The organism is Candidatus Leptovillus gracilis (genome assembly GCA_016716065.1).
In the GTDB taxonomy this organism is placed as follows: domain Bacteria; phylum Chloroflexota; class Anaerolineae; order Promineifilales; family Promineifilaceae; genus Leptovillus; species Leptovillus gracilis.
In genome coordinates, this window is the sequence record JADJXA010000002.1 from 658,140 (window position 1) to 681,485 (window position 23,346).

21 protein-coding genes and 1 tRNA gene are annotated in these 23,346 nt (G+C 58.2%); 14 read left to right on the plus strand and 8 right to left on the minus strand.

Annotated features, from left to right (window positions below):
• The first annotated feature begins 174 nt into the window (after window positions 1-174).
• The 8 genes from IPM39_07255 to IPM39_07290 all read left to right on the plus strand — a co-directional run bounded on the left by IPM39_07255 (window position 175) and on the right by IPM39_07290 (window position 7,246).
• Window positions 175-372, plus strand: coding sequence for a hypothetical protein (locus IPM39_07255; GenBank protein ID MBK8985867.1), 198 nt, complete (start codon window positions 175-177; stop codon window positions 370-372).
• A gap of 25 nt (window positions 373-397) precedes the next feature.
• The gene (locus IPM39_07260) at window positions 398-712 is read left to right on the plus strand and encodes a hypothetical protein (GenBank protein ID MBK8985868.1); all 315 of its coding nucleotides are present in this window, start codon (window positions 398-400) and stop codon (window positions 710-712) included.
• A 32-nt stretch (window positions 713-744) separates the two neighbouring features.
• A complete protein-coding gene (locus IPM39_07265; protein MBK8985869.1) occupies window positions 745-1,575 on the plus strand; it encodes an RNA methyltransferase in 831 nt (276 codons plus the stop codon).
• Window positions 1,576-1,639: 64 nt separating this feature from the next.
• The gene (locus tag IPM39_07270; GenBank protein MBK8985870.1) at window positions 1,640-2,386 is read left to right on the plus strand and encodes a metallophosphoesterase family protein; all 747 of its coding nucleotides are present in this window, start codon (window positions 1,640-1,642) and stop codon (window positions 2,384-2,386) included.
• Between the two features lie 169 nt (window positions 2,387-2,555).
• Window positions 2,556-3,539 carry a malate dehydrogenase gene (locus IPM39_07275; protein MBK8985871.1) on the plus strand — a complete coding sequence of 328 codons (984 nt, stop codon included), beginning with the start codon at window positions 2,556-2,558 and terminating at the stop codon, window positions 3,537-3,539.
• A 542-nt stretch (window positions 3,540-4,081) separates the two neighbouring features.
• Window positions 4,082-5,743 carry a methylmalonyl-CoA mutase family protein gene (locus IPM39_07280; protein MBK8985872.1) on the plus strand — a complete coding sequence of 554 codons (1,662 nt, stop codon included), beginning with the start codon at window positions 4,082-4,084 and terminating at the stop codon, window positions 5,741-5,743.
• 307 nt (window positions 5,744-6,050) lie between these two features.
• Complete coding sequence (gene mce / locus IPM39_07285; GenBank protein MBK8985873.1) at window positions 6,051-6,449, plus strand: methylmalonyl-CoA epimerase; 399 nt, start codon at window positions 6,051-6,053, stop codon at window positions 6,447-6,449.
• Window positions 6,446-7,246: an SDR family oxidoreductase gene (locus IPM39_07290; protein ID MBK8985874.1), complete on the plus strand. Its 801-nt coding sequence runs from the start codon at window positions 6,446-6,448 to the stop codon at window positions 7,244-7,246. Before mce ends, IPM39_07290 begins: the two co-directional genes overlap by 4 nt.
• Window positions 7,247-7,307: 61 nt before the next feature.
• Here IPM39_07290 and IPM39_07295 read toward each other — a convergent pair whose 3' ends face one another.
• From IPM39_07295 to IPM39_07315, 5 genes are all read right to left on the minus strand, one after another.
• Entirely contained in the window at window positions 7,308-8,075 is a 768-nt protein-coding gene (locus IPM39_07295; protein ID MBK8985875.1) for a segregation/condensation protein A, read from the minus strand.
• 33 nt (window positions 8,076-8,108) lie between these two features.
• Window positions 8,109-9,932, minus strand: coding sequence for a hypothetical protein (locus IPM39_07300; protein MBK8985876.1), 1,824 nt, complete (start codon window positions 9,930-9,932; stop codon window positions 8,109-8,111).
• A 62-nt stretch (window positions 9,933-9,994) separates the two neighbouring features.
• Window positions 9,995-11,728: a M23 family metallopeptidase gene (locus tag IPM39_07305; GenBank protein MBK8985877.1), complete on the minus strand. Its 1,734-nt coding sequence runs from the start codon at window positions 11,726-11,728 to the stop codon at window positions 9,995-9,997.
• A 186-nt stretch (window positions 11,729-11,914) separates the two neighbouring features.
• Window positions 11,915-12,838 (minus strand): ROK family protein, encoded by a 924-nt coding sequence (locus tag IPM39_07310; protein MBK8985878.1) that lies wholly within the window; start codon window positions 12,836-12,838, stop codon window positions 11,915-11,917.
• Between the two features lie 62 nt (window positions 12,839-12,900).
• Window positions 12,901-13,707 (minus strand): HAD family hydrolase, encoded by an 807-nt coding sequence (locus IPM39_07315; protein ID MBK8985879.1) that lies wholly within the window; start codon window positions 13,705-13,707, stop codon window positions 12,901-12,903.
• A 180-nt stretch (window positions 13,708-13,887) separates the two neighbouring features.
• Here IPM39_07315 and IPM39_07320 point away from each other — a divergent pair, with 180 nt between their 5' ends.
• The 5 genes from IPM39_07320 to IPM39_07340 all read left to right on the plus strand — a co-directional run bounded on the left by IPM39_07320 (window position 13,888) and on the right by IPM39_07340 (window position 17,300).
• Window positions 13,888-14,994: a rod shape-determining protein RodA gene (locus IPM39_07320; protein ID MBK8985880.1), complete on the plus strand. Its 1,107-nt coding sequence runs from the start codon at window positions 13,888-13,890 to the stop codon at window positions 14,992-14,994.
• Between the two features lie 107 nt (window positions 14,995-15,101).
• Window positions 15,102-16,601 carry a glutamate--tRNA ligase gene (locus IPM39_07325; protein MBK8985881.1) on the plus strand — a complete coding sequence of 500 codons (1,500 nt, stop codon included), beginning with the start codon at window positions 15,102-15,104 and terminating at the stop codon, window positions 16,599-16,601.
• 49 nt (window positions 16,602-16,650) lie between these two features.
• Window positions 16,651-16,721 (plus strand) — tRNA-Gln (locus IPM39_07330).
• Between the two features lie 77 nt (window positions 16,722-16,798).
• The gene (locus tag IPM39_07335; protein ID MBK8985882.1) at window positions 16,799-17,068 is read left to right on the plus strand and encodes a YkgJ family cysteine cluster protein; all 270 of its coding nucleotides are present in this window, start codon (window positions 16,799-16,801) and stop codon (window positions 17,066-17,068) included.
• 73 nt (window positions 17,069-17,141) lie between these two features.
• Window positions 17,142-17,300, plus strand: a complete 159-nt coding sequence (locus IPM39_07340) for a hypothetical protein (GenBank protein MBK8985883.1) — start codon at window positions 17,142-17,144, stop codon at window positions 17,298-17,300.
• Between the two features lie 99 nt (window positions 17,301-17,399).
• Here IPM39_07340 and IPM39_07345 read toward each other — a convergent pair whose 3' ends face one another.
• Complete coding sequence (locus tag IPM39_07345) at window positions 17,400-18,920, minus strand: NAD(P)/FAD-dependent oxidoreductase (protein ID MBK8985884.1); 1,521 nt, start codon at window positions 18,918-18,920, stop codon at window positions 17,400-17,402.
• Between the two features lie 195 nt (window positions 18,921-19,115).
• On the opposite strand from IPM39_07345, the gene IPM39_07350 reads away from it, so the two are divergent.
• Window positions 19,116-20,000: an EamA family transporter gene (locus IPM39_07350; protein MBK8985885.1), complete on the plus strand. Its 885-nt coding sequence runs from the start codon at window positions 19,116-19,118 to the stop codon at window positions 19,998-20,000.
• Window positions 20,001-20,337: 337 nt separating this feature from the next.
• Here IPM39_07350 and IPM39_07355 read toward each other — a convergent pair whose 3' ends face one another.
• Together IPM39_07355 and IPM39_07360 are read right to left on the minus strand one after the other, a co-directional pair.
• Window positions 20,338-22,182 carry a peptidoglycan DD-metalloendopeptidase family protein gene (locus IPM39_07355; GenBank protein MBK8985886.1) on the minus strand — a complete coding sequence of 615 codons (1,845 nt, stop codon included), beginning with the start codon at window positions 22,180-22,182 and terminating at the stop codon, window positions 20,338-20,340.
• Window positions 22,183-22,342: 160 nt separating this feature from the next.
• Window positions 22,343-23,323 carry a hypothetical protein gene (locus IPM39_07360; protein ID MBK8985887.1) on the minus strand — a complete coding sequence of 327 codons (981 nt, stop codon included), beginning with the start codon at window positions 23,321-23,323 and terminating at the stop codon, window positions 22,343-22,345.
• Window positions 23,324-23,346 lie beyond the last annotated feature (23 nt).

The window sequence follows — 23,346 nt, forward strand, 5'->3', positions numbered from 1 at the left end:
CTTGCTGCGGAAAACGAACAAAAACCCACCCCATTTCGTTGCGGAATAATTGATCGTGCTGTTACAATGGGGAAAACGAGCAGCCTTTTATGGGAACAGGCGGGGAAATGTGATGCCTGACGCAGCCCAATGAAACGGCCGTCGCCAATTTTTTTGTTCCAGGAGATCGGAGCAATGCCTGTGGTGAAAAAGAGCAAATACGACGAAATCTGTCTGACATACCGCAAATCCAGAAAACTCTCCCTTGATTATGAAAACTTATGTCAGGCGTTTGCCCGTGATGTAGTGGATGGCATGATCGAGTATTTCGATTGGCCGCAAAATCAGGAAATCACCTACATTCCCTTGGGCGAAGAACTGGACCCCCAATAACCGCTTTTATGCCCTCGCCGGCGCCATGCAAATGGACGACGAATCATTCTGGCACTTTGCTCTGGAACTGACAGTTGAGGAACCGGGAGGCTCTTATCCGCTGCCGTTCTTGATGAGCTTTTTCATCAAAAAAGTAGGCCCACATTTTATTGTAAAACTAGGCGCTCAGGGCAAAGAGATTAAAATTCACGAAGAGCGGCGCGGCGATTTAGCCCCATTTTACGACGCCGTGTTTGTCCAAATCATCAATTTCTTCAACCACCAATATCAAGATGCAGTAACCAAGGGGCTGAAAGAACCCGGCTTCATCATGCTTTCACCCACAGCCGATAACAACTAAACGAGTCCTACGCACACACGCAGCACGCATCCATGCCTTTGCTTATCAGTAGTCTACAAAACCAGCGCATCAAGCAAACCGTCAAACTGAACAACCGACGTCAACGGGATGAGCAACAGCGCACTGTCGTTGAAGGGGTTCGTGAAGTCTCGCGCGCATTGGCGGCTGGGCTGACGCCTTACGAGGCGTATGTCTGCCCTGAACTCTTAGCGGACGCTGAGGCAGCCGCGTGTCTGGCGGCATTGGCCGACCTGGCGAATCGGGGGCAGATAGAGCTTTTTGAAGTGACGCCGGCCGTATTTGCCAAGATCGCCTATCGCGGCGAGAGCGGCGGCATTGTGTTGGTGGTCCCGTATCTGCCGCTGACTTTGGCCGATCTGCCTGTTGGTCGGCCGCCATTCCTGGTGGTGGTGGAGGCTGTGGAAAAGCCGGGCAATCTTGGCGCAATTTTGCGCACCGCCGACGCGGCCGGGGTAGATGGCCTGATCGTCTGTGGTGATGATGGCGAGGGCACGGACATTCATAACCCGAATGTGATCCGGGCCAGCCTGGGGGCGCTGTTTGCCGTGCCAACCGTTGCCACGACCAACGGCCGTGCCCAACAATGGCTGCGGGAACAAGCCATCCCGGTCATCGCCGCTACGCCAGAGGGGACACGGCCGTATACGGCCGTAGACCTCACCGGACCCGTTGCCATTCTCCTGGGCAGCGAAGCGCATGGCCTCAGCCGCGCCTGGCTGCAAGCGGCAGAGCAGCAGGTTGTCATTCCCATGCACGGCGTCGTAGACAGCCTCAATTTATCCGTCGCCACCGCGCTGCTGCTCTACGAAGTGGTTCGCCAACGCAGCCCGCAGCCAGGATGACCCATATCGCTTGTTGCATCACAAAATTCAGCCATACGCAAGAATCAATGAGGTATGAAGCCACATGCGAATCGCCTTACTCTCCGATATTCACGGCAATCTGGTCTCCTTTGAGGCTGTTCTGGCCGACATCGAACGTGAAAAAGTTGATCAAATCGTTTGCCTGGGCGATGTGGCTACCTTAGGCCCGGAACCGAGTCGTGTTATACAGCGGTTAAAAGCGTTAAACTGCCCCTGCATCATCGGCAATCACGATCAATTTGTTCTGGAACCAGCCATTTTATACGATTACATGGATGTCCCCTGGTTCGCCGAATCGGTGACCTGGTGCATTGAGCAGCTCAGCGTCGATGATTTTGAATTTATCCGCACTTTTAAACCTCTGTTGGAAATCTCTCTGGACGCATCCCACAAACTGCTTTGTTTCCACGGCTCCCCAAAATCAAACACGGACATTATCCTGGCTATGACACCGCCCACCAACGTAGATGAGCTGTTGGGTGATTACCGGGCCACCGTGATGGCCGGTGGACACACCCACATGCAAATGATGCGGCAGCATAAAGGCATTATGCTGGTCAACGCCGGCAGCGTGGGCATGCCCTTTGAACAGGCCCTCTTTGTCCACGCGCCCCGTTACTTGCCCTGGGCCGAATATGCCATCGTCAGCTTCGAACAGGGGGTGTTGGGCATTGACCTGCGCCGCGTGCCGGTGGATGTGGATCGGGTGCGCCAGGCGGCGGCCAACAGCACCTTCCCCGATGCGGCCACGTGGATCAAAAACTGGCGGCTGCCGGAAGATATGCTGTAACGGCCGTTTCTGTTTGCCAGTTTGCCCGGTTTGGCGATAATTACGCCATCCATTGCCCACGAACAAATAACCCAGGGCTGTTCAATTACCCATTGAGGACCCACGTTATGCAGGCTTTTATCGCCTGCCCTGAACGTAAGTCCTATCATCAACCAATAGGAGAAATCACATGTCAAAACGTTTGGTTAAAGTTGCCGTCACCGGCGCAGCCGGTCAGATTGGCTATTCACTCTTACCCCGCCTGGTATCCGGCGAAGTCTTTGGCCCAGACACTAAAGTCGCCCTGCATCTGTTGGAAATTACGCCCGCTCTGGGCGGATTGGCCGGCGTCGTCATGGAACTCGACGACTGCGCCTTTCCTCTGTTAGACAACGTCGTCATCACCGATGACCCCAACGTGGCCTTCGATGGCGTGAATTGGGCGCTGCTGGTTGGCTCCAAACCCAGAGGCCAGGGAATGGAACGGGGTGATTTGTTGACAGAAAACGGCCATATTTTTGTTGGCCAGGGGCGCGCCTTGCAACGGGCGGCGGCCGATGTGCGGGTGTTGGTGGTGGGTAATCCGGCCAATACCAACTGCCTCATCGCCATGAACAACGCCAAAGATGTACCGGCGGGCCGCTTTGCCGCCCTGACCCGGCTGGACCAAAACCGCGCATATGCCCAGTTAGCGGCCAAAGCGGGCGTCACCGTCAACGAGGTGAGCAACGTAACCATCTGGGGCAACCACAGCGCCACCCAATACCCGGATGCGGAAAATGCGAAGATTAACGGCCGTCCGGCCATGGAAGTCATCACCCACCACGAATGGCTGCGCGGCGAATTTATCAGCGTGGTGCAAAAACGGGGCGCGGCCATCATCGCCGCCCGTGGCAAATCCTCCGCCCTTTCAGCAGCCAACGCCTCGCTGGACCACGTTCGCAGCTTCGAGCAGAAGACGCCCGAAGGCCATTGGTTCTCCGCCGCTGTGCCCTCCGATGGCAGCTATGGCATAGATGAGGGCCTCATCTTCTCCTTCCCCGTCCAGAGCGACGGGCAAGGAGGCTGGTCCATCGTTCAGGATTTGCCCTGGAGCGATTTTGCCCAAGCCAAGATTCAGGCTACCCTGGAAGAACTGCGCGAAGAGCGCGACATCGTCGCCGAGATGCTTTAGGTAAGGCATTTTCGGAAAAATAAATAAGCCTTCAATCCGAAAATGCCTCAAGCGAATTCCGAAATACATCCAATTTTCACTCCATTATTTCTCGGAATTCGCCTAAGACCCGACAAGTTTCCCCGAATCTGTCAGGTCCTCATGAAAAACAGAGGACATTGGCAACAATGTCCTCTGTTGCTTTAAACCACAAAAAGCCTTGCAACTGCAAGGCTTTTTGTGGAAGAGGAGAAGAGGAGAAAAAAGAGGAAATGTTATAGAAGATGGTTTGTTAGTTAAAAAATTGGGCGGCCTAATGGCTGCTATCTTGCATTGAGCGAATATACTAAACCCGTTGACCGCAAGTTTGCACTTCGTCGGGGCCGCTTTTCGACTGCAATGGCTCTTTCAGTTCGAGTCGGCCGCCTCAATTGATAAAGCAAGTATACCCGCCGCTGTGGGCGGTGGCTGGCTGTCCGCTTACAAATCGTGTGTAAATCCATTTACATTGTGGAATAATTGTCCCGCGGACAAACCTGAGATTAAACATAATGGTGATGCCTATGACTACTTTTGATGAAAGTAAAAAACGTTGGGAAGAAAAACTGGTTCTACCGGTGATCGATCGCTTTCCCGAGCGACGGCCGTCGTTTGCGACCAGTTCCGCTATTCCGGTAGATCGCCTGTATGGTCCGGCAGAGGTAGACGCCGATTATGAGGCCAAACTGGGCTTTCCGGGCGAGTATCCCTTCACTCGTGGCGTGCAATCTACTATGTACCGGGGGCGTTATTGGACTATGCGCCAGTACGCCGGTTTCGCCACGGCCGCCGAATCCAACGAGCGCTACAAATTTTTGCTCAACCAGGGACAGACCGGCCTGTCTGTGGCTTTCGATTTGCCAACCCAGATTGGCTATGATTCAGATGATCCGATGGCCCTGGGCGAGGTAGGTAAAGTAGGCGTCAGCATTCCCAGCCTGGACGACATGGCGATTTTGCTGGATGGCATTCCACTGGACAAGGTGAGCATCAGCATGACCATTAACGCGCCGGCGGCCGTGCTGTTGGCGATGGTCATTGCCATCGGCAAGCGCCAGGGCGTAGCGCCGGACAAGCTGCGCGGCACGATTCAGAACGACATTTTGAAGGAGTATATCGCCCGCGGAACCTATATCTTCCCGCCCCGGCCTTCGATGCGTCTGATCACTAATATTTTTGCGTATTGCAGCCGCGAAGTGCCCCATTGGAACACAATTTCGGTGTCGGGCTATCACATTCGGGAGGCGGGCAGCACGGCCGTGCAAGAAATCGCCTTCACCCTGGCCAACGGCATGACCTACGTCCAGGCGGCCATAGACGCCGGTCTCAACGTAGACAGCTTCGCCGACCAGATTTCCTTTTTCTTCAACGCCCACAACAACTTCCTGGAAGAGGTCGCCAAATTCCGGGCGGCGCGGCGCATGTGGGCCAAAATCATGCGCCAACAATTCAACGCCCAAGACGACAAAAGCTGGCGGCTGCGCTTCCACACACAAACGGCCGGCAGCACCCTTACCGCTCAACAGCCGGAAAACAACGTGGTGCGGGTGGCCTTGCAGGCGTTGGCCGCCGTTTTGGGCGGAACCCAGAGCTTGCATACCAACGGCCGTGACGAAGCCCTCTCCCTGCCCACGCAGGAATCGGTGCAAATCGCCCTGCGCACCCAACAAATCATCGCCTACGAAAGCGGCGTCGCCGACACCATAGACCCCCTGGCCGGTTCCTACTATGTCGAATCCCTGACCGACGAGTTGGAAAAACGCGCCTTTGCCTATATCGAAGCCATCAAAGGCATGGGCGGCGTCCTGGCGGCCATCGAAAACGGCTACATCCAACGCGAGATTCAAGATGCCGCCTACCGCTTTCAGCAAGAGCTAGAAGCCAACACCCAGACTGTCGTCGGCGTTAATCGTTTTGTGCAAAAGGACGAAACCTTGAACATCGAGATGATGAAGTTGGACCCGGCCGTGGAGGCCGCCCAGCGCCAACGCCTGGCCGCTCTGCGCGCCCGGCGCGACAACGACAAAGTGGCAGAACTGCGCGCCCAACTCGCCCAGGCCGCCCAAACCGACGAAAATCTGATGCCCCTGTTTGTGACCTGCGTTGAAAACGACCTGACCCTGGGCGAAATCTGCCACACCCTACGCGGCGTCTGGGGCGAATACCAGCCCAATTTTGAAATGTAATGCGAGGCGGCAGGCGCCACATGTTTCGGATTGCGGATTGCGGAGGCGTGGAAGGCGTCCGTGGTGAATTACAGAAGATATCACGAGTGCTTTACCGGCAATTCCAATTTTGGTAGGGGCGAGACAGGCGGCAAGAGATGTTAGCGAATGGCCGAGACGTTGGCCCGCCTGTCCCGTCCCTACGAGCAGGTTCATCATTGGAATTGCTGGTGGTTTACCCCCAGCACGAATGAAAACCCTGGGAGCGCAGGCGTCTCGCCTGCCGGGGCGGACGGGACGTCCGCGCTCCCATTTTCACAGGAGAACCATGATCAAAAAAGTTGACCATATTGCCGTTGTTGTGCCGGATTTAGATGCGGCGATGAAATTTTGGGTCGAAGCCTTTGGCCTGACATTGGAGCGGGTAGAACACGTGGACCGGGAAGGGGTGGACGTGGCCTTTTTACCCGTAGGCGGCAGCGAGATTGAACTGTTGCAGCCCACTGACCCGGAAAGCGGCGTGGCGCGTTACCTGGAAAAGCGCGGCGCAGGGCTGCACCATCTTTGTTTTGAAGTGGATGACATCGAAGCGACTCTGGCACGCCTGAAAGCGGCCGACATCCCGCTGATTAACGAAACGGCGAACGTTGCCGGAGATGGCAAAAAGTACGCCTTTGTCCATCCCAAAGGGACGGGCGGCGTGTTGGTGGAGTTATACGAATTATGAACCTGGGATTGGAAGGGAAAGCAGCATTGGTCGTCGCGTCGTCTACCGGTTTAGGTCTGGCGGTGGCGCGGCAGTTGGTTCTGGAGGGGGCAAAGGTGGCCCTATGTGGCCGGTCGGCGGAGCGATTGGCTGAGGCGGCGGCTGAATTGCAGGCGTTGGCGGGAGAGGGGGAAACGGCCGTTCTTGCCATTCCCTGTGACGTCACCGACGCTGACCAGATAACCGGTTTGGTAGAACAAACCGCCGCCGCCTTTGGCGGCCTGGACATCCTCATCACCAATGCTGGTGGGCCGCCCGGTGGCACGTTTGACACCACCGACCTGGCCGCCTGGCGCAGCGCCATAGACCTGACGCTGATGAGTGTGGTACATCTGGTGAAGGCCGCGCTGCCCCACCTGCGGCGCAGTTCCGCTCCGGCCATCCTCACCGTCACCAGCGTCTCGGTGAAGCAGCCGATTGCCGGGCTGCTGCTGTCCAACGTGTTGCGCCCCGGTGTGGTCGGCCTGACCAAAAGTCTGGCCCTGGAATTGGCCCCGGAGAACATCCGCGTCAACTCCATCTTGCCCGGCTGGACAGCAACGGATCGCGTCAACCACATCTTTGAATACCGCGCCGCCACCAACGGCACGACGGTGGAAATCGAACGGGCAAAAATCACCCATTCTATTCCGATGGGGCGCATGGCCCGGCCGGAAGAATTTGGCAACGTGGCCGCGTTTTTGGTTTCCCCGGCCGCCAGCTATGTCACCGGGGTGATGATTCAGGTGGACGGCGGCAGTTATGTCGGGCTGTTGTAAGCCGTAAGCTGTTTACGCTTTACAACGCCGCCGCATCCGTGAAAATCCGGGCCCGATTCTTTTAAATTTCTGTGTCCCCCACATCGCTGTGGTGAACTTCTTCCGACTGAGCGCGGATTTCGATGGGGCCAAACAGCTCTGGTTGGCGGGCTTGTGCTTCGCGTTGTTTGATGAGTTCCAGCACAGCCAACAGTGTCACCGAAATTTCGACGCGCGAGCTTTCGGGCGACAACATTTCCTGGAACAAGAAGGGGGTGGGCTGTTTCAGCCGCCAGCGCAGCCGTTTCATCTGCCCTTCGATGGTAATCTGGCGCGGCTGGATGATGGCCACGCTTTCTTCCATGTTTTCGACACGAGAGAGGACATCACGCACGGCCGTTACCAGACTGTTTAGCGTGATGCCGGTCATATCCAGCCGCCCTTCCAATTTGGGCGGCGGGGCCACGCGCAAATAAGCGCGCAAGTTTTGCTCTTCTCGCTGGTGCAGCCAATTGGCCGCCTGCTTAAATTGCTTGTACTGCCGCAGTTGGCGCACCAACGCCTCGGCCGGGTCTTCTTCTTCCTCGGCGCTGCGGTACTGTGCCGGCGTTTGTGGCAGCAGGGCGCGGCTCTTGATCAGCGCCAGACGCGCACCAATCACCAGGAAATCTATCAATTCCTCCAGCCGTTCTTCCTTGAGCTGCTCCACCTGGGCCAGATATTGACCGGTGATTTGCCTGAGGGAAACGGCCGTAATGTCCAATTCCTCTCGCTCAATCAAGTGCAGCAGTAAATCCAGCGGCCCGGCGAAGGCGGGTAGGTCTATCTGGTATTGTTTCATAGTCGTCAATCGTCAATCCTTCGGCAAGCTCAGGATCAATCGTCAACCGTCAATGGGCAGGCCGGCCAGGCGCATGATTTTCAGGGCATTGGTGGTGGGGCAGGGGCCGGGGCGCAGGGTGTAATCGAAGACCATCTGCCCATCGCGCACGTCGTCGCGGAAATGGAAATTATGCACGGCCGTACGCTCTTCGGCTAGTTTTACCAGTTCCAGGTCGTGGGTGGCAATCAGCCCCACGCCGCGCCGCCCGACAACTGCCCGCACAAACGATCGGCTGCCGATGAGCCGCTCTCGGTTGTTGGTCCCCCGGAAAATCTCGTCAATCAAGAAGAACAACGGCCGTTCGTCCTCATCGTCTAATGCCGCCAACAAGCCCTGCAAACGGCGCACCTCGGCATAAAAATAAGAAAACCCATCGGTCACCGAATCGGCGACGCGGATGGAGGTGTAGAGGCGAAACAGCCGCGTCTGGAAGGATTGGGCGGCCACCGGCCCACCGGCGTAGGCCAGTGCCAGATTCACGCCCAAAGCGCGCAAAAACGAACTTTTCCCGGCCATATTGGAGCCGGTAATAATGCCCACATCGCCCAGATGGTTGATGCAAAAATCGTTGCCAACTCGTTCTGCATCGCCAATCAGCGGATGGCCGACGGCCGTTGCCAGCAGCAGCGGCTCGCCCTCAGCCACAACCCGGGGATAAACGGCCTCCGGGTTCAGATAGGCAAAGGTCGCCAGGCTGTTGACCGCTTCCAACTCGAACCAGCGGTCTAACCAACTGGGCAGCCGCTTTTGCAGCGCCGCCCGGCACTGCCCCAACCGGTAGGCCGCGTACAGATCCCAGGGCATGAAGGCGTTCAGCCACAACCAGAGAAAGGGATTCTGGCGCAGCCCGGCCAGAGCCAAGACTTTGGTCACTTCGCGTAGATGGCGCGACGGCCGTTCCACCGGGTCTAAAAATGGGGCGCATAACGCCGTCACCCGCTGCCGCCGTCCATAGCGATAGGTCTCCAAAAAGCCAAACACCAGACCCAGGCGGCGCAAATTGGTTTCCAAAAAATAGGCGTCGGCAAAAAGCGGGGCGGCGTCGCCAAAGCGTGTGGCAAAAATCAGGCCATAGAGCAGCCAGGAGAAGGGCCATAACGCTGGCAGCACGCCAGCCAGATTTAGCGCCAACAAGGTGATGTTGACCAGCGACAGAGCGGCCAAGAGCCATAAAACGGGTCGCAGCGCGGCCGTGTCACGGCCGTTTGCCAGCCAATCCAAAACAGGCTGACCGGCCCATTTTTCGTCGGCAGTGGCCTGGGTGGCTGCCAGACTCAGCCGGTCGCGGAAACGGGGCATGGCCGCCAGTTCGGCCACCAGCGGCTGCCGGGCGGCGATGGTCGCCAACTGCGGGTCGGTTTCCAGCAGCCAGTTTTGCAGGCGGGCGCTGCCTTCCTGCGACACGGCCGTATCCAACAAATGCAGCAGCGACCGCTCGCCCAACAGGTCCAGGTCCAGGGCAAAGGGATGCTCCAGGCGGGGCGGTGTGGGTGGGGCGGGGATGGTGGCCCAATCCAGGGTCATGCGCGCCACATGGGTTTGCTTCAGCCGCCGCCAGATGGTGTGCCGGGCGCTGGCCGCCTCGATGATGCGGTGGGCGCGTACCAGGAGGATAAACGGGATGAGGGCAGCGGCCGTCACGACCGCCCAGGCCCCAATCCCCCAATTGAACAGGGTGAGGACGGAGAGAATGACGGCCGTGAGAAACGCCGCTAACCGCCACCGGGCCAACCGGTCGCTGGCAAGGCGCAGCGCTGCCAGACGGCCGTCCAATCGGGCAATCTGGCGCCCCAGCGCGCTGCATCGAGCTTCTTTAGGCGTCATATTCGTTGTCACCCTGTCTCCCCGTCTCCCCATCTCCTTGTCTCCTTGTCTCCCCATCTCGCTCATTTGCCTAACAAAATGCGCTCCAGCCAGTAGCGCGTCTCTACCGGGCGCAGATATTGGCCGACGTAATGATCGCCCAGCCAAAGTTCAAAATGCAGGTGGGCGTCAGCTTCGGCGCTTTCCAGCGAGGCGGGCGAGCCGGAATTACCCACTGTGCCGAGAAGTTGTCCCTGGGCAATGGGCTGCCCCTCCTGAATGCCGTAGGCGATGCTGTTCAGATGAATATAACGCGACACCAGGCCGCCGGTATGTTCAATCCACACCTGCCGCCCGCGGTAAAAATCCAGCCCGGCTTCCGAGGTATAGCCCAACTGCTGCGATTCTGTCTGCCAGGCGAAAAAATCGGCCGGGAAGGGCGGGGCGTAATCCAGCGTGGCCCGAATCACGGTGCCATCAGCGGCGGCATATACGGGCGAATCGAGCCGCCAGTAAAAGTCTGCGCCCTGATGGACGCCCAGGCGGTAATGGCGCGGCGCGCCGGGCATTTGCAAGTCGCGGGCGGCCAAATTGGGGCCGATGGGCGAAACGAAACCATCAATCCCGGCCAGGAAGTCTGGGTCGTGGGGCTGCGCGCCGCTGAGGGGTGTTCCACCGCCGATGGCCGCCAACTGCTGCGGCTGGTTGGCGAAGTAAAGTCGGTCGCGGCCGGCCAGCAGCAGGTCGCCCTGGGGGGTGAGGCCAATGGCGCTGACGGCCGTTGGCATCTGCCAGAGTTGCAGCAGCCGGCCGGAATCGGCGGCCAACACCAGCAGACGACGGCCGTTTTCATCTAACACGTAGACGGCCGTTTCATCGGCCAATACCTGGCGCGGTTGGTGGATGATGGCGGGTGGGCGAAAACTGGTGACGCTGGCCGTGTCGCGGTACAGGCGCAGGCTGCCGCTCTCAGTATCCATTGCCTGAAGCAGCACGTAGACGCTGCCCCCGCTGGCGACCAGGTCTACGCCCCGTTCTTCGGGCAGCACCCAGAGCGCCTGCTGTGCGCCATTGGCATACAGCAAGACATAATCATAGCTGGTTTCCAGGAGGTAACGGCCGTTGGCCGCCCCATCCAGCGCCACGTAATAATGGCTGGATTTGTCGCTGATCGGCCGGTCGTAGCGGTCCAGCGCCCAGGTTTGGCTGCCCCAATCGCGCCGGTATACATCGCCGGCGCGGTCTAGCGCCAGCAGGCCATCGGGCGCGGCGAACAGGTCCAGCGGCTCCAGCACGGTAACGCCCTCCACCACATCGCCGGGAGCCAGCACAATTTCTGGCGGCGCAGGCTGCGCCAGGTTCAGGGCCAACACGCGCCCGCCATCCAGCAGGTAGGCCACATCTTGCCCCATCCCTACTACCAGAGCCAATGGATGAATGAAGCTGTCGGCGGTGTACTGCCAGAGGCCGGTATTGGTCGGTTCGGGGCGGATGAGTTCGGCGTTGAAGGCGACGGCCGTTTGTCCCAGGTTGTCGTCAGGTGGATTAGCGAAGGTGGGCGGTGGGGGGACGGGCGTGGCGGTGGCGACGGCCGTCGGCGCGGTGGTAGGGGTGGCCGGCGGCGTTAAGGTGGCCGGTGGCGGGTAGGCAGTGGCCGGTGGCGAGTGATGGGTGGCGGTAGGCGGGTAGGCTGTTGGTATCGGGGAGGAGGCGGGTGGCGTGTTGCTGGCGGCGATGGCCGGGCGACAGGCGGTGATGGTTAGCAGCGCCAGCAGCCAGAGCAGCGGACGCAAAGGGTATTGCGGTGTTTGTATCACAGTCGGGATTGTAGACCAGTTTGCTGAATTGACCACAGGGCACAGCCGGCATATCTTACGGCCGTTACCGTGATTAGTATTCAGTATTCAGTAATCAGTGATCAGTTATCATGACCCGTTTCCCGTCGGCGTTACCTCTGCAAAACGCGCACTGAACAGTGAACAGTGAACATTATTAGCTGTCGGTCATCCATCATGTGCCAGACTGATGGCGCCCCACAGCGGCGCGTCGTCGCCGAGGGTGGCCGCAACGATATCGAAGTGGAATTCGGGCAGGGCGGTGGCGACGGCCGTTTGCCGCACCACATCCCACCACAGGTCGCCGGACTTGGTGACGCCGCCGCCCAGGATGAAGCGCTGCGGGTTGATCAAGTTGGCGGCGTGTCCGAGTCCTATACCCAACGCCCATGCCCCGCGCCGCAATATCGCGCGGGCATCGGGCTGGCCTTGCGTGGCCAATTCGGCCACCTGCTGCCCGGTGAGAGGCTCAGTCTGCCTGATAATGCCGCGAGCCGCCAAATCCTGGGCCATGTAGGGGCCGGAAGCCAGCCGTTCGACGCAGCCCCGTTTGCCACAGAGACACTGTGGCCCGGCCGGATCGGCGACGGTGTGGCCGATTTCGCCGGCCAGCCCTTGATGACCGCGCCAGGGACGGCCGTTGAGAATCCAGCCGCCGCCCACGCCAGTGCTGACGGTGACGTACAGCAGGCTGTCCACACCCCGCCCCGCGCCGAAATGATATTCGCCCAGGGCGGCGGTGTTGGCGTCGTTGTCCACGCGGGTGGGCGCGGCGAAGGTCTCTTCGAGGATGGCTTGCAGCGGGGTGTTGGTCCAGCCGGGCACGTGGTGGGAGAGGTAGACTGTGCCGGTCTGATGGTTGACCGGGCCACCAAAACTGACGCCGATAGCGAACGGCCGTTGCCCACTGGACAATTCCCGCCCCAGCCGGATCATCGTCGCAATATCGTAGGCCGCGTCTGCGCCAGGCGGCGAAAGGACGCGCCGCCGCGCTTGCCAGGCCGTCTCGCCCACCGCCAGACGCGCCGCCGATAGTTTTGTGCCGCCAAAATCAAACGCCAGGTAGTAGGGAGCTGTAGGATGGGAGGTCATGGGCAGGTAATCGTTCTTGGGGCGATTTTCCAAATCGCCCTACAACCGCACACCAAACTCGTTCAGACGTTCAACACAAACCGCTCAATGGCTTCGGCGACGCCGCTGTGGTTGTTGTCGGCGGTGACATAATCGGCGACAGCTTTGACGGTGGACTTGGCGTTGCCCATGGCCACACCGACGCCGGCCATTTGCAGCATTTCCAGGTCATTTTCGCCATCGCCAATGGCTAACATGGCCGATGGCGGGATGCCCAGGTCGGCCAGCAGCCGCTGCACGCCGCGCCCTTTAGACGCGCCGGGCGGTAGAATCTCGATGTAACCAGACACCGCCTGGGTGACGACGGCGCGGTCGCCCAGCAGGTCTGTGAGGCGGCGGCGGGTGACGTCGTTGTTTTGTTCGTCGCTGACGAGGAACTTGTTGATGCGCAGCCCGTCTATCTGCGCCAGAAAGGGGCCGATGACCTGGGGTAGGGGTTCGTGGTACTGTTCGTGCAGGCGGTGGCTGTAGGGGTTGTCGTAGGCGGTGAAGATGTTGCTGCCGCAGTAGGCGTGGTGGGCAAGCTGTTGTTGTAGGGCAAAGGTGATGGCTTGCACGGACGTTTCCTGATCCAACCATGTTTCATGGCGCACTGAGCCATCGGCGTTGTGGATGACGAGGCCCTGGGTGAAAACGCCGGGACTGGATATGCCTAGTTGGGGCAGCAGCGCCACGGCCGAACTGCGGGTTTTGCCGGTTGCCAGGATGACCTGGACGTTTTGGGCAACGGCCGTTCGCACCGCCCAGGTGTTACGCGGCGAAACAGTCCCATCATCAGAAAGCAGTGTGCCGTCGAGATCGAGGGCGATTAATTGGATGCGAGGTGACATGTGTGTGGTATCCTTCGAGGTTATTTGTACAACAGAATCCGCTTCCAAGTATAGCAGCCTGTGGGCCAGGTAAAACTTTTCGCACGGACATTGGGCGCACGGACGAGGAATATGAAAAAATGCTGGGAAACGGCCGTGTCCCCTCGCCCCACCTTTTAAAAGAGATTACAATGCGTGATTATGAATTTTAATCGCGCAACCTGGCGTCATTTTGACATCTGGCTGACAGCGGCCGTGCTGCTGATAACCGCCTATGGCATTCTGATGATTCGCAGCGCCGTCACCGGCGCGCCGGCTCTGCAACAACATCCACAGTTGCAGCTTCAATGGGCGGTGATCGGTTTTGTCGTCATGCTCGTTGTAGCGGCTATAGATTACCGTTTCTTCACGTCTTCCCATTGGTACATTTACGGCGCATTTGTGGCTGCGCTGCTGTTTGTCATCGTTGGTGGACAAATTAACAACGACGCTCGTCGCTGGATCAGTCTGGGCTTCATCGAAATTCAGCCGTCTGAGTTTGGGCGTATTTTCCTGGCCATTACCTTTGCCCAATTTCTGGCGAGCCGCCAGCATCTCATGCATCGTTTCTCTAATACTATCCTTACCCTGCTGTACGTCGGTTTGCCAATCAGCCTGATTTTCCTTCAACCAGACTTGGGGATGTCCATTCTATTCCTGGTTGTCTGGTTTGTGATGATCTGGTTGGCCGGTTTGCCACTGTCCCACTTTTTGATTTTGGCAGCTCTAGGCATCTCGGCGGCGGTTGTTATCTATCCCAACCTGGCTGCTTATCAGCAAGATCGTATCACCACTTTCTTGAACCCAGAAGCGGCCGATCCTGAATCTGTCTTTAACGTGGACCAGGCAGAGGTGAGTGTGGGTACGGGTGGGCTGTTTGGCAAGGGCTATATGCAGGGTACACAGAGTCAGCTTGGTTTCTTGCGCGTGCAGCACACCGACTTTATTTTCTCTATGCTTACGGAAGAAATGGGCTTAATGTTTGGCGCGCTGCCTGTTTTGTTTGTGATGGGCTTTATTTTGCTGCGTATTCTGCGCGTCTCGCAGCTAACGCCTGACCCGGCCGGAAAGTATCTAACGGCCGGTATCGCGGCCATCCTCTTTTTCCAAACAGTGGTAAGCGTGGGTATGAATGTGCGCATTTTGCCCGTCACCGGTCTGACCCTGCCATTTGTTAGTTATGGCGGCAGCTCTTTGGTCACGTTGTTTATCGCCATTGGGATGGTGCAGTCTGTCCTGATGCGCCATCGTAAGCAGGATTTTGGATAGTGTCCAGTGTTCAGTATTCAGTATTCAGTGACCAGTACACTGTACACTGAACACTGAACACTGTATACTCCCCCCCTCTTAAAATTCCAAAAGGTGATTGTTTTCATATGAGCGTTCGTTTACGTTTTGCCCCTAGTCCGACGGGGTATTTGCACATCGGCGGCGCACGCACCGCTCTGTTTGGTTGGCTGTTTGCCCGGCGTTTTGGCGGGCAGTTCGTATTGCGCATTGAAGACACGGATGAAAAGAGAGAAGTCGCCGGCGCGGCGGCAAACATTATGGCTTCTATGCGTTGGTTGGGCATTACCTGGGATGAAGGCCCAGACGTGGGTGGCCCTTATGGCCCTTATGTGCAAACCGAGCGGGCCGCGCTTTACCAGGAATGGGCGCATTGGCTGGTGGATAATGGTTACGCCTACAAATGTTTTGCCACCCCCGAAGAGCTGGAAGAGATGCGCGTGGTACTTCAGGCCAAAGGGGACATGTCTGGCTATGACCGGCGCTACCGCGATTATCCGGCGGACAAGGCAGCGGAACTGGTAGCGCAGGGCAAGCCTTATGTCATCCGCTTCAAAATGCCGCTGGATGGCGTGACGGTGGTGGAAGACATGATTCGCGGCCCGGTGACGTTTGAAAACAGCCAACTGACTGATTATGTGCTGCTCAAATCCAGCGGTCTGCCGACCTATCATCTGGCGCATGTGGTTGATGACCATTTTATGAAGATCAGCCATATCACGCGCGGGGATGAGTGGTTGAGTACCGCACCGCTGCATTTTCAGTTGTGGCAGGCGTTTGGTTGGGAACGGCCGTATTACGCCCATATGCCCGTCATCCTCAACCCTAGTGGTAAGGGCAAACTGAGCAAACGCAGCCAATCCTTTCAGGATGGGCAGTGGCAGGTGTTGGTCCGCGTGGAAGAATTTGAAGAGCAAGGTTACCTGCCACAAGCGGTCAACAATTTTTTGATCAACGTGGGTTGGTCGTCGGGCGACGACCAGGAAATTTTTACGGTGGAAGACATTGTGCCGCGCTTTGATTTGCAGGATGTAAACGCCGCGCCGACCAGCCTGCCTTATGCCAAATTGGATTGGATCAACGGCCAGCACATTCAGCAAATGGACCCATTGGACCTGGTGAAAGCCATCAAACCATTTCTGGAGGCGGCCGGTTATGAGGTCAATGTGGCAGCCCTGCTGGCGGTGGTTCCGGCGATGCGCGTGCGCCTGAAGCGCCTGACGGAGGCGGTGGATTTGCTGCATTTCCTCTTTGCCGACGATGAGCCACTGGTATTAACGGTGGCTGATTTGACCCATAATCAACTGCCCTTGGCAGCGGCCGTGCAGGGATATGAACAGGTGCGGGAATTTGTGCGGCAAACGGCCGTCTACGACCTGGAAACCATCAGCGCCGCCATCACCCAGATTGGTGAACGTGTGACGACCACCGGCAAAGCCGGGCCGTTCCTGGGCAAGCTGCGGTTGGCGATTACCGGGCAGCAGGTGTCGCCGCCGGTGTTTGAGTCTATGTTGGCGTTGGGGCGGGCGCGCACGGCCGTGCGGTTGGACGAGGCGCTGCAAATCCTGATGGCTGACACATCTGGTTAAAACGCATTTGCCGGGCATTGTACCTTTTGGTACAATGCAGCCCATTCTTTGAGGGATAGTTTAACGGTAAAACAGCGGACTCTGACTCCGTCGTTCCTGGTTCGAATCCAGGTCCCTCAGCTCAGGCCAAAGACTCGCTTATGCGAGTCTTTTTTGTTATCACTCAAAAGCAGGTATTGCGTTTTACGAGGCAAATGATGGATTGTCGGCGTGGCTGCGGGGCGTGTTGTATTGCTATCTCCATATCGTCACCCATTCCTGGTATGCCCGGCGGCAAACCGGCCGGTGTACGCTGCGTCAATCTGTCCGCCGACAACGAGTGTACTATTCACGGCCAGGCCAATTACCCTGAAGTTTGCCGTCGGTTAAGGCCCGACCCGGAGATGTGCGGCGCAACATTTGCCGAGGCGATGATTTACCTGACCCAACTGGAAATTCTGACAATGCCGGCCACAAAAATTGCCTGACCAATTTCTATGTTCTTGTCACACAGCTTTGTATAATCATTGCAATCACTTGGTGGAATTTGATGGAGGATGGATGACAAAGAAGGTTTTTGACAAAGAAGTGCAAAAAAATCGTCAGGCCAAAGGTTTTAGCGGCAGCGGGAAGAAGAGTGGCAAACAGGCCAAACCCAAGGCGGGCGATGAATCCGTTGGCGCGAAGGTGCGCGGTTTCTGGCAGCGATTGTTTAAATAGACGGCCGTCTAGTCCCGGTTTTTTGGCCACAAAGGGCGCAAAAAACGCAAATAAACTTTGCGCTTTTTGCGCCCTTTGTGTTTAGTCCAGCTTCTCCGTTCAGGCGGTCGCCGTCACAAATTCCCGCCCATCCCGATGACAAATCAACTGAATCACGTTGCGCCCAGACATGGCGACGATGGGCACGCTGCCGCCTGGCTCCACCCACTGCCCGGCCATGTAAAAACCCTCCAGGTTGGGCAGCGTTTTGCTCATGCCTTTCACCATCATCATCATCGTTTTGTCGGTGAGCAGCCAGCCGCAGGTGGAGCCGAGCCAGTTGCCGGTGTAGCGTTCGTAGCTGAGGGGGGTCGCCACGTCTTTCATCTCAATGTCGGCGCGGATGCCTGGATATTTGGTTTCCAGAAAGTCAATCAAAATGTCGGCTACCTGAAGCTGCTCGGTGTCGTAGAGGCGACGGCCGTATATGCGCTGCCAATACCCATGATTGCTCTCCAGGGTCAGGTGGATGACAGATTTGCCCGCCGGGGCCAGGCTGGGGTCGAAGCAAAAATGTTTCACGGCTACGGCCGTGCGCTCTTCGCCGGCGATCAGCAGCGGTTTGTCCAGCAGGTAGGTCGTCCAATGGGGCAGCGCCGATAGGTCGCGGTTGACGCCCAGGGCGACCAGGATTTGCGAATGGATGGGTAAACGGCCGTCGTATAATTTGCGCACCTTGGGCGTCACAAACTCGTCGCCCAGCATGTCGAACAGCGTGCCCCGCCCATCGGCGGCGGAGATCACATAATCGGCCTGGTGGATTTCATCGTTGTACAGACGCACACCTGTGGCACGGCCGTTTTCCACCAAAATCTTCTCCACCTGCGCCTTGTAGCGAATCTCGCCGCCCATCGCCAAATAACGCCGCTCGATGGCCTGGGCAAAGGCCAGCGAGCCGCCCGCCGGGAAACCGGCGTTGCCCGTGGCCATATACGCCAGCACCGACATGCCCACCATCACTGGAATATCCGCCCAACCAAACATCAGCGGGAAAGCGCAGCGCAGCAGGGGGTCCTGAAATTTGGCGGCAAATTCCTGCGCCGAGGTCATGCCCCATTTTGCCAATGGCACAGCATAGGGCACGATTTTGCGGTTAAATTCCAGCCAGTCGGCCGGGTTCATCAGTTGGCGCGGCTTTTTCTGCATCAAAGCCATGTCGAACTGCTGAAACTGCCGCACGCCGGCGCAAAAGGCTTCGATCAGGTCGGCGTCGGCCGGCGAGAGCGCCTTCATGTGGGCTTCCAGGCGGTCGGGGTCGGCGTAAGCGGTGAAAGCACGGCCGTTTCCGTCCACTATGGTCATAAACTCGTCATGGTTGATCATCGGCCGGCCCTGAATCGCGCCCAATTCTTCCCATACGCGGTAAAACGGCTGCCCCGGCGCGGAGCCAAAGAGGTAATGGATGCAGCCATCTACGGTATACCCTTTGCGTTCCCAGGCGGTACACAAACCACCAGGAATCTCGTGCAGTTCAAAAATCTGCGAACGATAGCCGTTCATCTGGGCGTAACATCCGGCAGCCAGCCCGGCCACGCCGGCGCCAATGATGATGATTGTCTTTTCCACGTCATTGTCCTCCATTGATAAAGCCGCCTATGGCAGAAGGTATTATCGTTGATTGAGGGCTGGGGGGAAACGGCCGTTTATCATTCACATGTGCGCCAATTGTCACTGTTTGGGGAGTTTATACAAAGGGACAAAGAGGTGAAGAACTGATCAACCGGCTCAAATGCGATAGAATCCGGGCATGTCATCACATTGCCGCCGACTCAGCCTATGACTCTCTGGCCCTTTGCCCTCATTTTGCTTTCTACCTTCACCCATGCCTGGTGGAACTTTCTCGCCAAACGCGCCGACCAGAAAGACATCTTTTTTGGCCTCAGCAAAATTGCCGAAGTCGTCGTGTTTGTTTTGCCGTTTGGCTGGATTGTGGCGCGCAATGGCTTCGCTCCCCCCGGCTACCACGGGCGCATCTGGCTGTATATCCTGGTGGCCGCCGGGCTTATTTTTGCCTACTACATTTTTTTGGCCCAGGCATACAAGAGGGTGGATTTGTCCGTCGCCTACCCTGTCGCTCGCTCCAGCGTCTTGTTTTTGCCCTTTCTGGCCTACTTTTTTCTGGGGGAGACGATTGACGTGGTAGGGGCAACGGCCGTTGCTCTGGTAGTTGTTGGCGTGCTGGTCATCCAACTAAAATCCTTTCACCGCGACGACGTAGGCCGTCTGCTCGGCCAAATGCGCCAGCCGGGCATCGTGTTTGCCCTGCTGACGGCGCTGACGGTGGCCGGGTATACCTTGTGGGACAAAACGGCCGTGTCCCATTTCCACCCGTTTGTGTATTACTACAGCTATACGGCCGTGTCCTGCCTGCTTTACCTGGTCCTGCTGAGCCGTTTCCCTCGCCCCCAAATCCGCCAGGAGTGGCAGCGCCACGGGCGCGCCATCGTCCTGGTTGCCATCCTGGACGTGCTGACCTATGTGATGGTGTTGTACGCCCTCACTGTTAGCAAAGCCACCTACGCGGGCACATTGCGCCAGTTTAGTCTGGTAGTGGCCGTTTTTCTCGGTTGGCGCTTTTTAGGTGAACCATTACCGCCACCCAAACTCGTCGGCGTTGCCCTGCTCATCAGCGGCGCCGTCCTCACCCTGCTCGCCCGCTAGAAAACCGCAACCTGGGTTACAATGGTTCTATCTGGGTTACGGGGTAAATCATGCTACAAGTTGAAGATTTTGTTCGCGCACGACTGTACGAAAATGAATAAGCGGTTATTCAGGTTGCGTTGCGTCACCTGCTCTGTACCCGCCCGGAATTGCGCATCCAATTGGCAATCTACGGTTATCAGCACGAAGTGCCTTTATTGACCAGAGTGGTTAGTGATTCACGTTCTTCAATTGTTAAAGTAACTCGGTATATCTTTGCTGGCATCTCTTCCTCTTTTTTGTTTTCGAAAAGAATGCCTCTTTTTTCGTCAATCGTCAAAGTTTATTTGATGGACTACTATGGCCTGATAGCGTTTATCTGGTCCTGTGCGGATTCTGGATCCAGCGTCAGGATAGAACCGCCGCCGGGGTAGAGCAGCAGGTTGTCACCCACGGCCGTTACCCAGCCATCCCCCCATCCTCCAGACCGTGTGCCGCCGGTGAAGATGTGCGTCAGCACGGCCGTTTCCGCATCCACCGCATACACTTTCAACTCGCCATTGCCGCCCCGCGCCGCCAGATATGCGCTGCTGTTGGTGGTCAGCAGCGTTACCTGGCTGGCCGACAGCCCGGCGAAGGAGCGCTGCCAACGTAGGGATCCATTGCCATCCAGGGCGATGAGGCGTTGGTCGAAGGGGTCGGAATGGGCCAGCAGCAGGCCGCCGTCCGGCAGGGCAGCGGCCGTGCTGCGCCGCAGTTGGGCCGGATGCAGCGCCATCACCAGTTCGGCTGCGCTCCCTTCCGCCAGCCGATACAGCCCATTGGCAGATACCAACCAGGGAACGCCTGCCGCAACCAGTGGATAGCCGCTAAACGGGGCGATTTTTTGCGGTGGATGTGCGCCAGTGATGGCCCAGAGCGCCTCATCGCTGCCGGTGGTAGAGAGGAGCAAGGCGTCGTCGGTGGCGGCCCAGGCCAACGGCCGTGCGCCCTCATCCGTCGTCCATTGCACTGCGCCATCAGCCAGCCCCCACAGCCGCGTGCCCAGCCCGGCGACCAGGCCACCGCCAGGCAGCGGCCACAATGTCAGCGCGCCATTGACGCCTAAATCTACGCGCCACATTGGTTCCGCCGTGCCATTGAGCCAGCCGAAGGCGCGCACCTGACCTTCCCGGTCGGCCACAATCAGCACCTCGCCGGACAATACGGCGCTGTACACGGCTTCGCCGTCCAGACGGAGGGGCTGCCAACGGCCGTCAGCCAATCCTACCGCTGTTACCTGTTCGCCTTCGCGTAGCAGGAAGGTTGCCGCGTCGGGCTGCCCGATGGGATCCACACTGTTGGGGAGAAACGGCCGTAACCACAGCACGCCCGGCGCGCCAGCCATGCGCTGGTTCCAGATGGTTTGTGACGGCGGCAGCCAACCAGCGGTGGTCGGGTCTTCGGGCCAATAGCCTGGCCCGGGCGTATAGGGCATGTGGGTGCGAACCTCAAAATGCAGGTGGGGCGAGGAGCGCGGCCGACCGATATTGCCGACGGTTTGGCCGCGCTGGATGCAGTCGCCTGGCTCTAGCAGCACCGAAGGCGGGTCGAGGTGGCCGTAGAAGGAGTAAAAGGAACGGCCGTCGGCCAGCACATGCTCGATGATGACCACCCCTTTGTCGCGGTTCCACCCTTCTGACTCGGCATACATCACCCGGCCGTGACCGATGTTGTAGACCGGATGCCCAAAGTTAGACAAACCGCCCGGCGCACCCCAATCTTCCCCGGCGTGGTATTTGCCGTAACGGTCGCGGAAGACGCCAAAGTCGCCGCCGCCGCGGCTGACGTTGGCGGCGTCTGGTGGGTCTATGGGGAAGTCCAGAATGTCCACAACGCCGCAGGCGGCGGCGCGTTGGGGGGGAGGCAGATTGGCTAATTGGGCGGCGCGCGGATTGCCGTTGAGGCTGAGGGGAACGGCCGTCGCGGTTGCCGTTGCCGTGGGGCTGGGCGATGGCGTCGGAGAGGGAACCGGTGTCTGGCTGGCGGTGGGCGGCGGCGTTGGCGAGGCGGTTGGCAGTGGTGTGGCAGTCAGGGTGAAGGCAGCCTTTGGCGATGGCTGCTGCGCCAGGGGTGCGAGTGATGGGTCGGTTTGTCGGCAGCCGGTCATCAGGAAAAGGAGGCAAAGGGGGACGGCCGTTAATGATTTTTGCCAAAAGTTCAAGCATTTTCTCCAGGTTCTGATTTCATAGCCGTTATTTTACGGAAAGAAACCAGCCCTGGCTATCCATGTTTACAGCTTTCTAAAGAAAAATCACCCCGGAACACGACGTTCCGGGGTGATGAGTAAGCTATTCGCAACCAACAACTAACAGCTAACAACTCTACGCATTGGAGGAAGATGCTGTGTTCGCCGGGGCAGATGTGTCGGGCGTTGTGCTGCTGCCAGGGTTGCAGTCGCCGGCGCCGAAGCCGCGCATACCGCCGTGCCCGCCGTTGCCACGGCCACCGCCCAACCCATCCAGACCAAAACCACGGCCGCTGCTCAGCGCGTCTGCCTGTTCCTGGGTGATGAGGCCATCGGCGATGGCTTGTTGGAGGGCGGCCTGGTGGGCTGCTTGTACGGCCGTTATCAACTCAGCCTGGGTCAAGCCGGCGGCGTCCACCAGGTCTTGCACGGTGCGCGCTTCTCTGGCTGCCTGGAATTCTTCCACCGTCACGCCCAAGATTTCGGCCATTATAGCGTCCTGATCAGTGGCGTCTTTGAGTGTTTGCGCGGCCGTTATCAGGTCCAACTGCTCTTGGGTGATGAGTCCTTCGTCCAGCGCCTGCTGTCGGGCGGCGGCGCGGGCCGCTTCTTGCGCGGCGTTTAGCGCTTCGACCGAGATGCCCAACGCTTCGGCCAGGTAGGTGGCATGATCCGCGCTGCCCAACCCGTAACCGCGTCCGCCAAAGCCAAAGCCGTCGTGGCGGCCAAACTCACCATTCAACATCGCGTCTGCCTGGTCTTGGGTTAACAAGCCATCAGCGACGGCCTGGGCGATGATGGCGGCGTGGGCGGTTTGTTTGGCGGTCTGTAATTCGTCCGTGGTAATGCCCAGAGCTTCGGCTAAGAGAGCATCGTTGTCTACAGCCAGACCGCTGCGATTACCTGGGCCATGGGAGCCACCGAAACGGCCGTTGCCGCGCAGCGAAAAACCGGGCATTGAAAGACCGGGCACTGTGTCTTGTTGAATGCTGTCGCCGGATGTGTCTGGCGCAGCCGTTCCTTCGTCCGTTGTTTGGGCAAAGGCGGCGTAGCCACCAAACACCAGGCCCAGGGCAACGATCCCACCTAAAAACATATACATTAGACTTTTGATCATGTTGAATCTCCTTGTACGGTTTA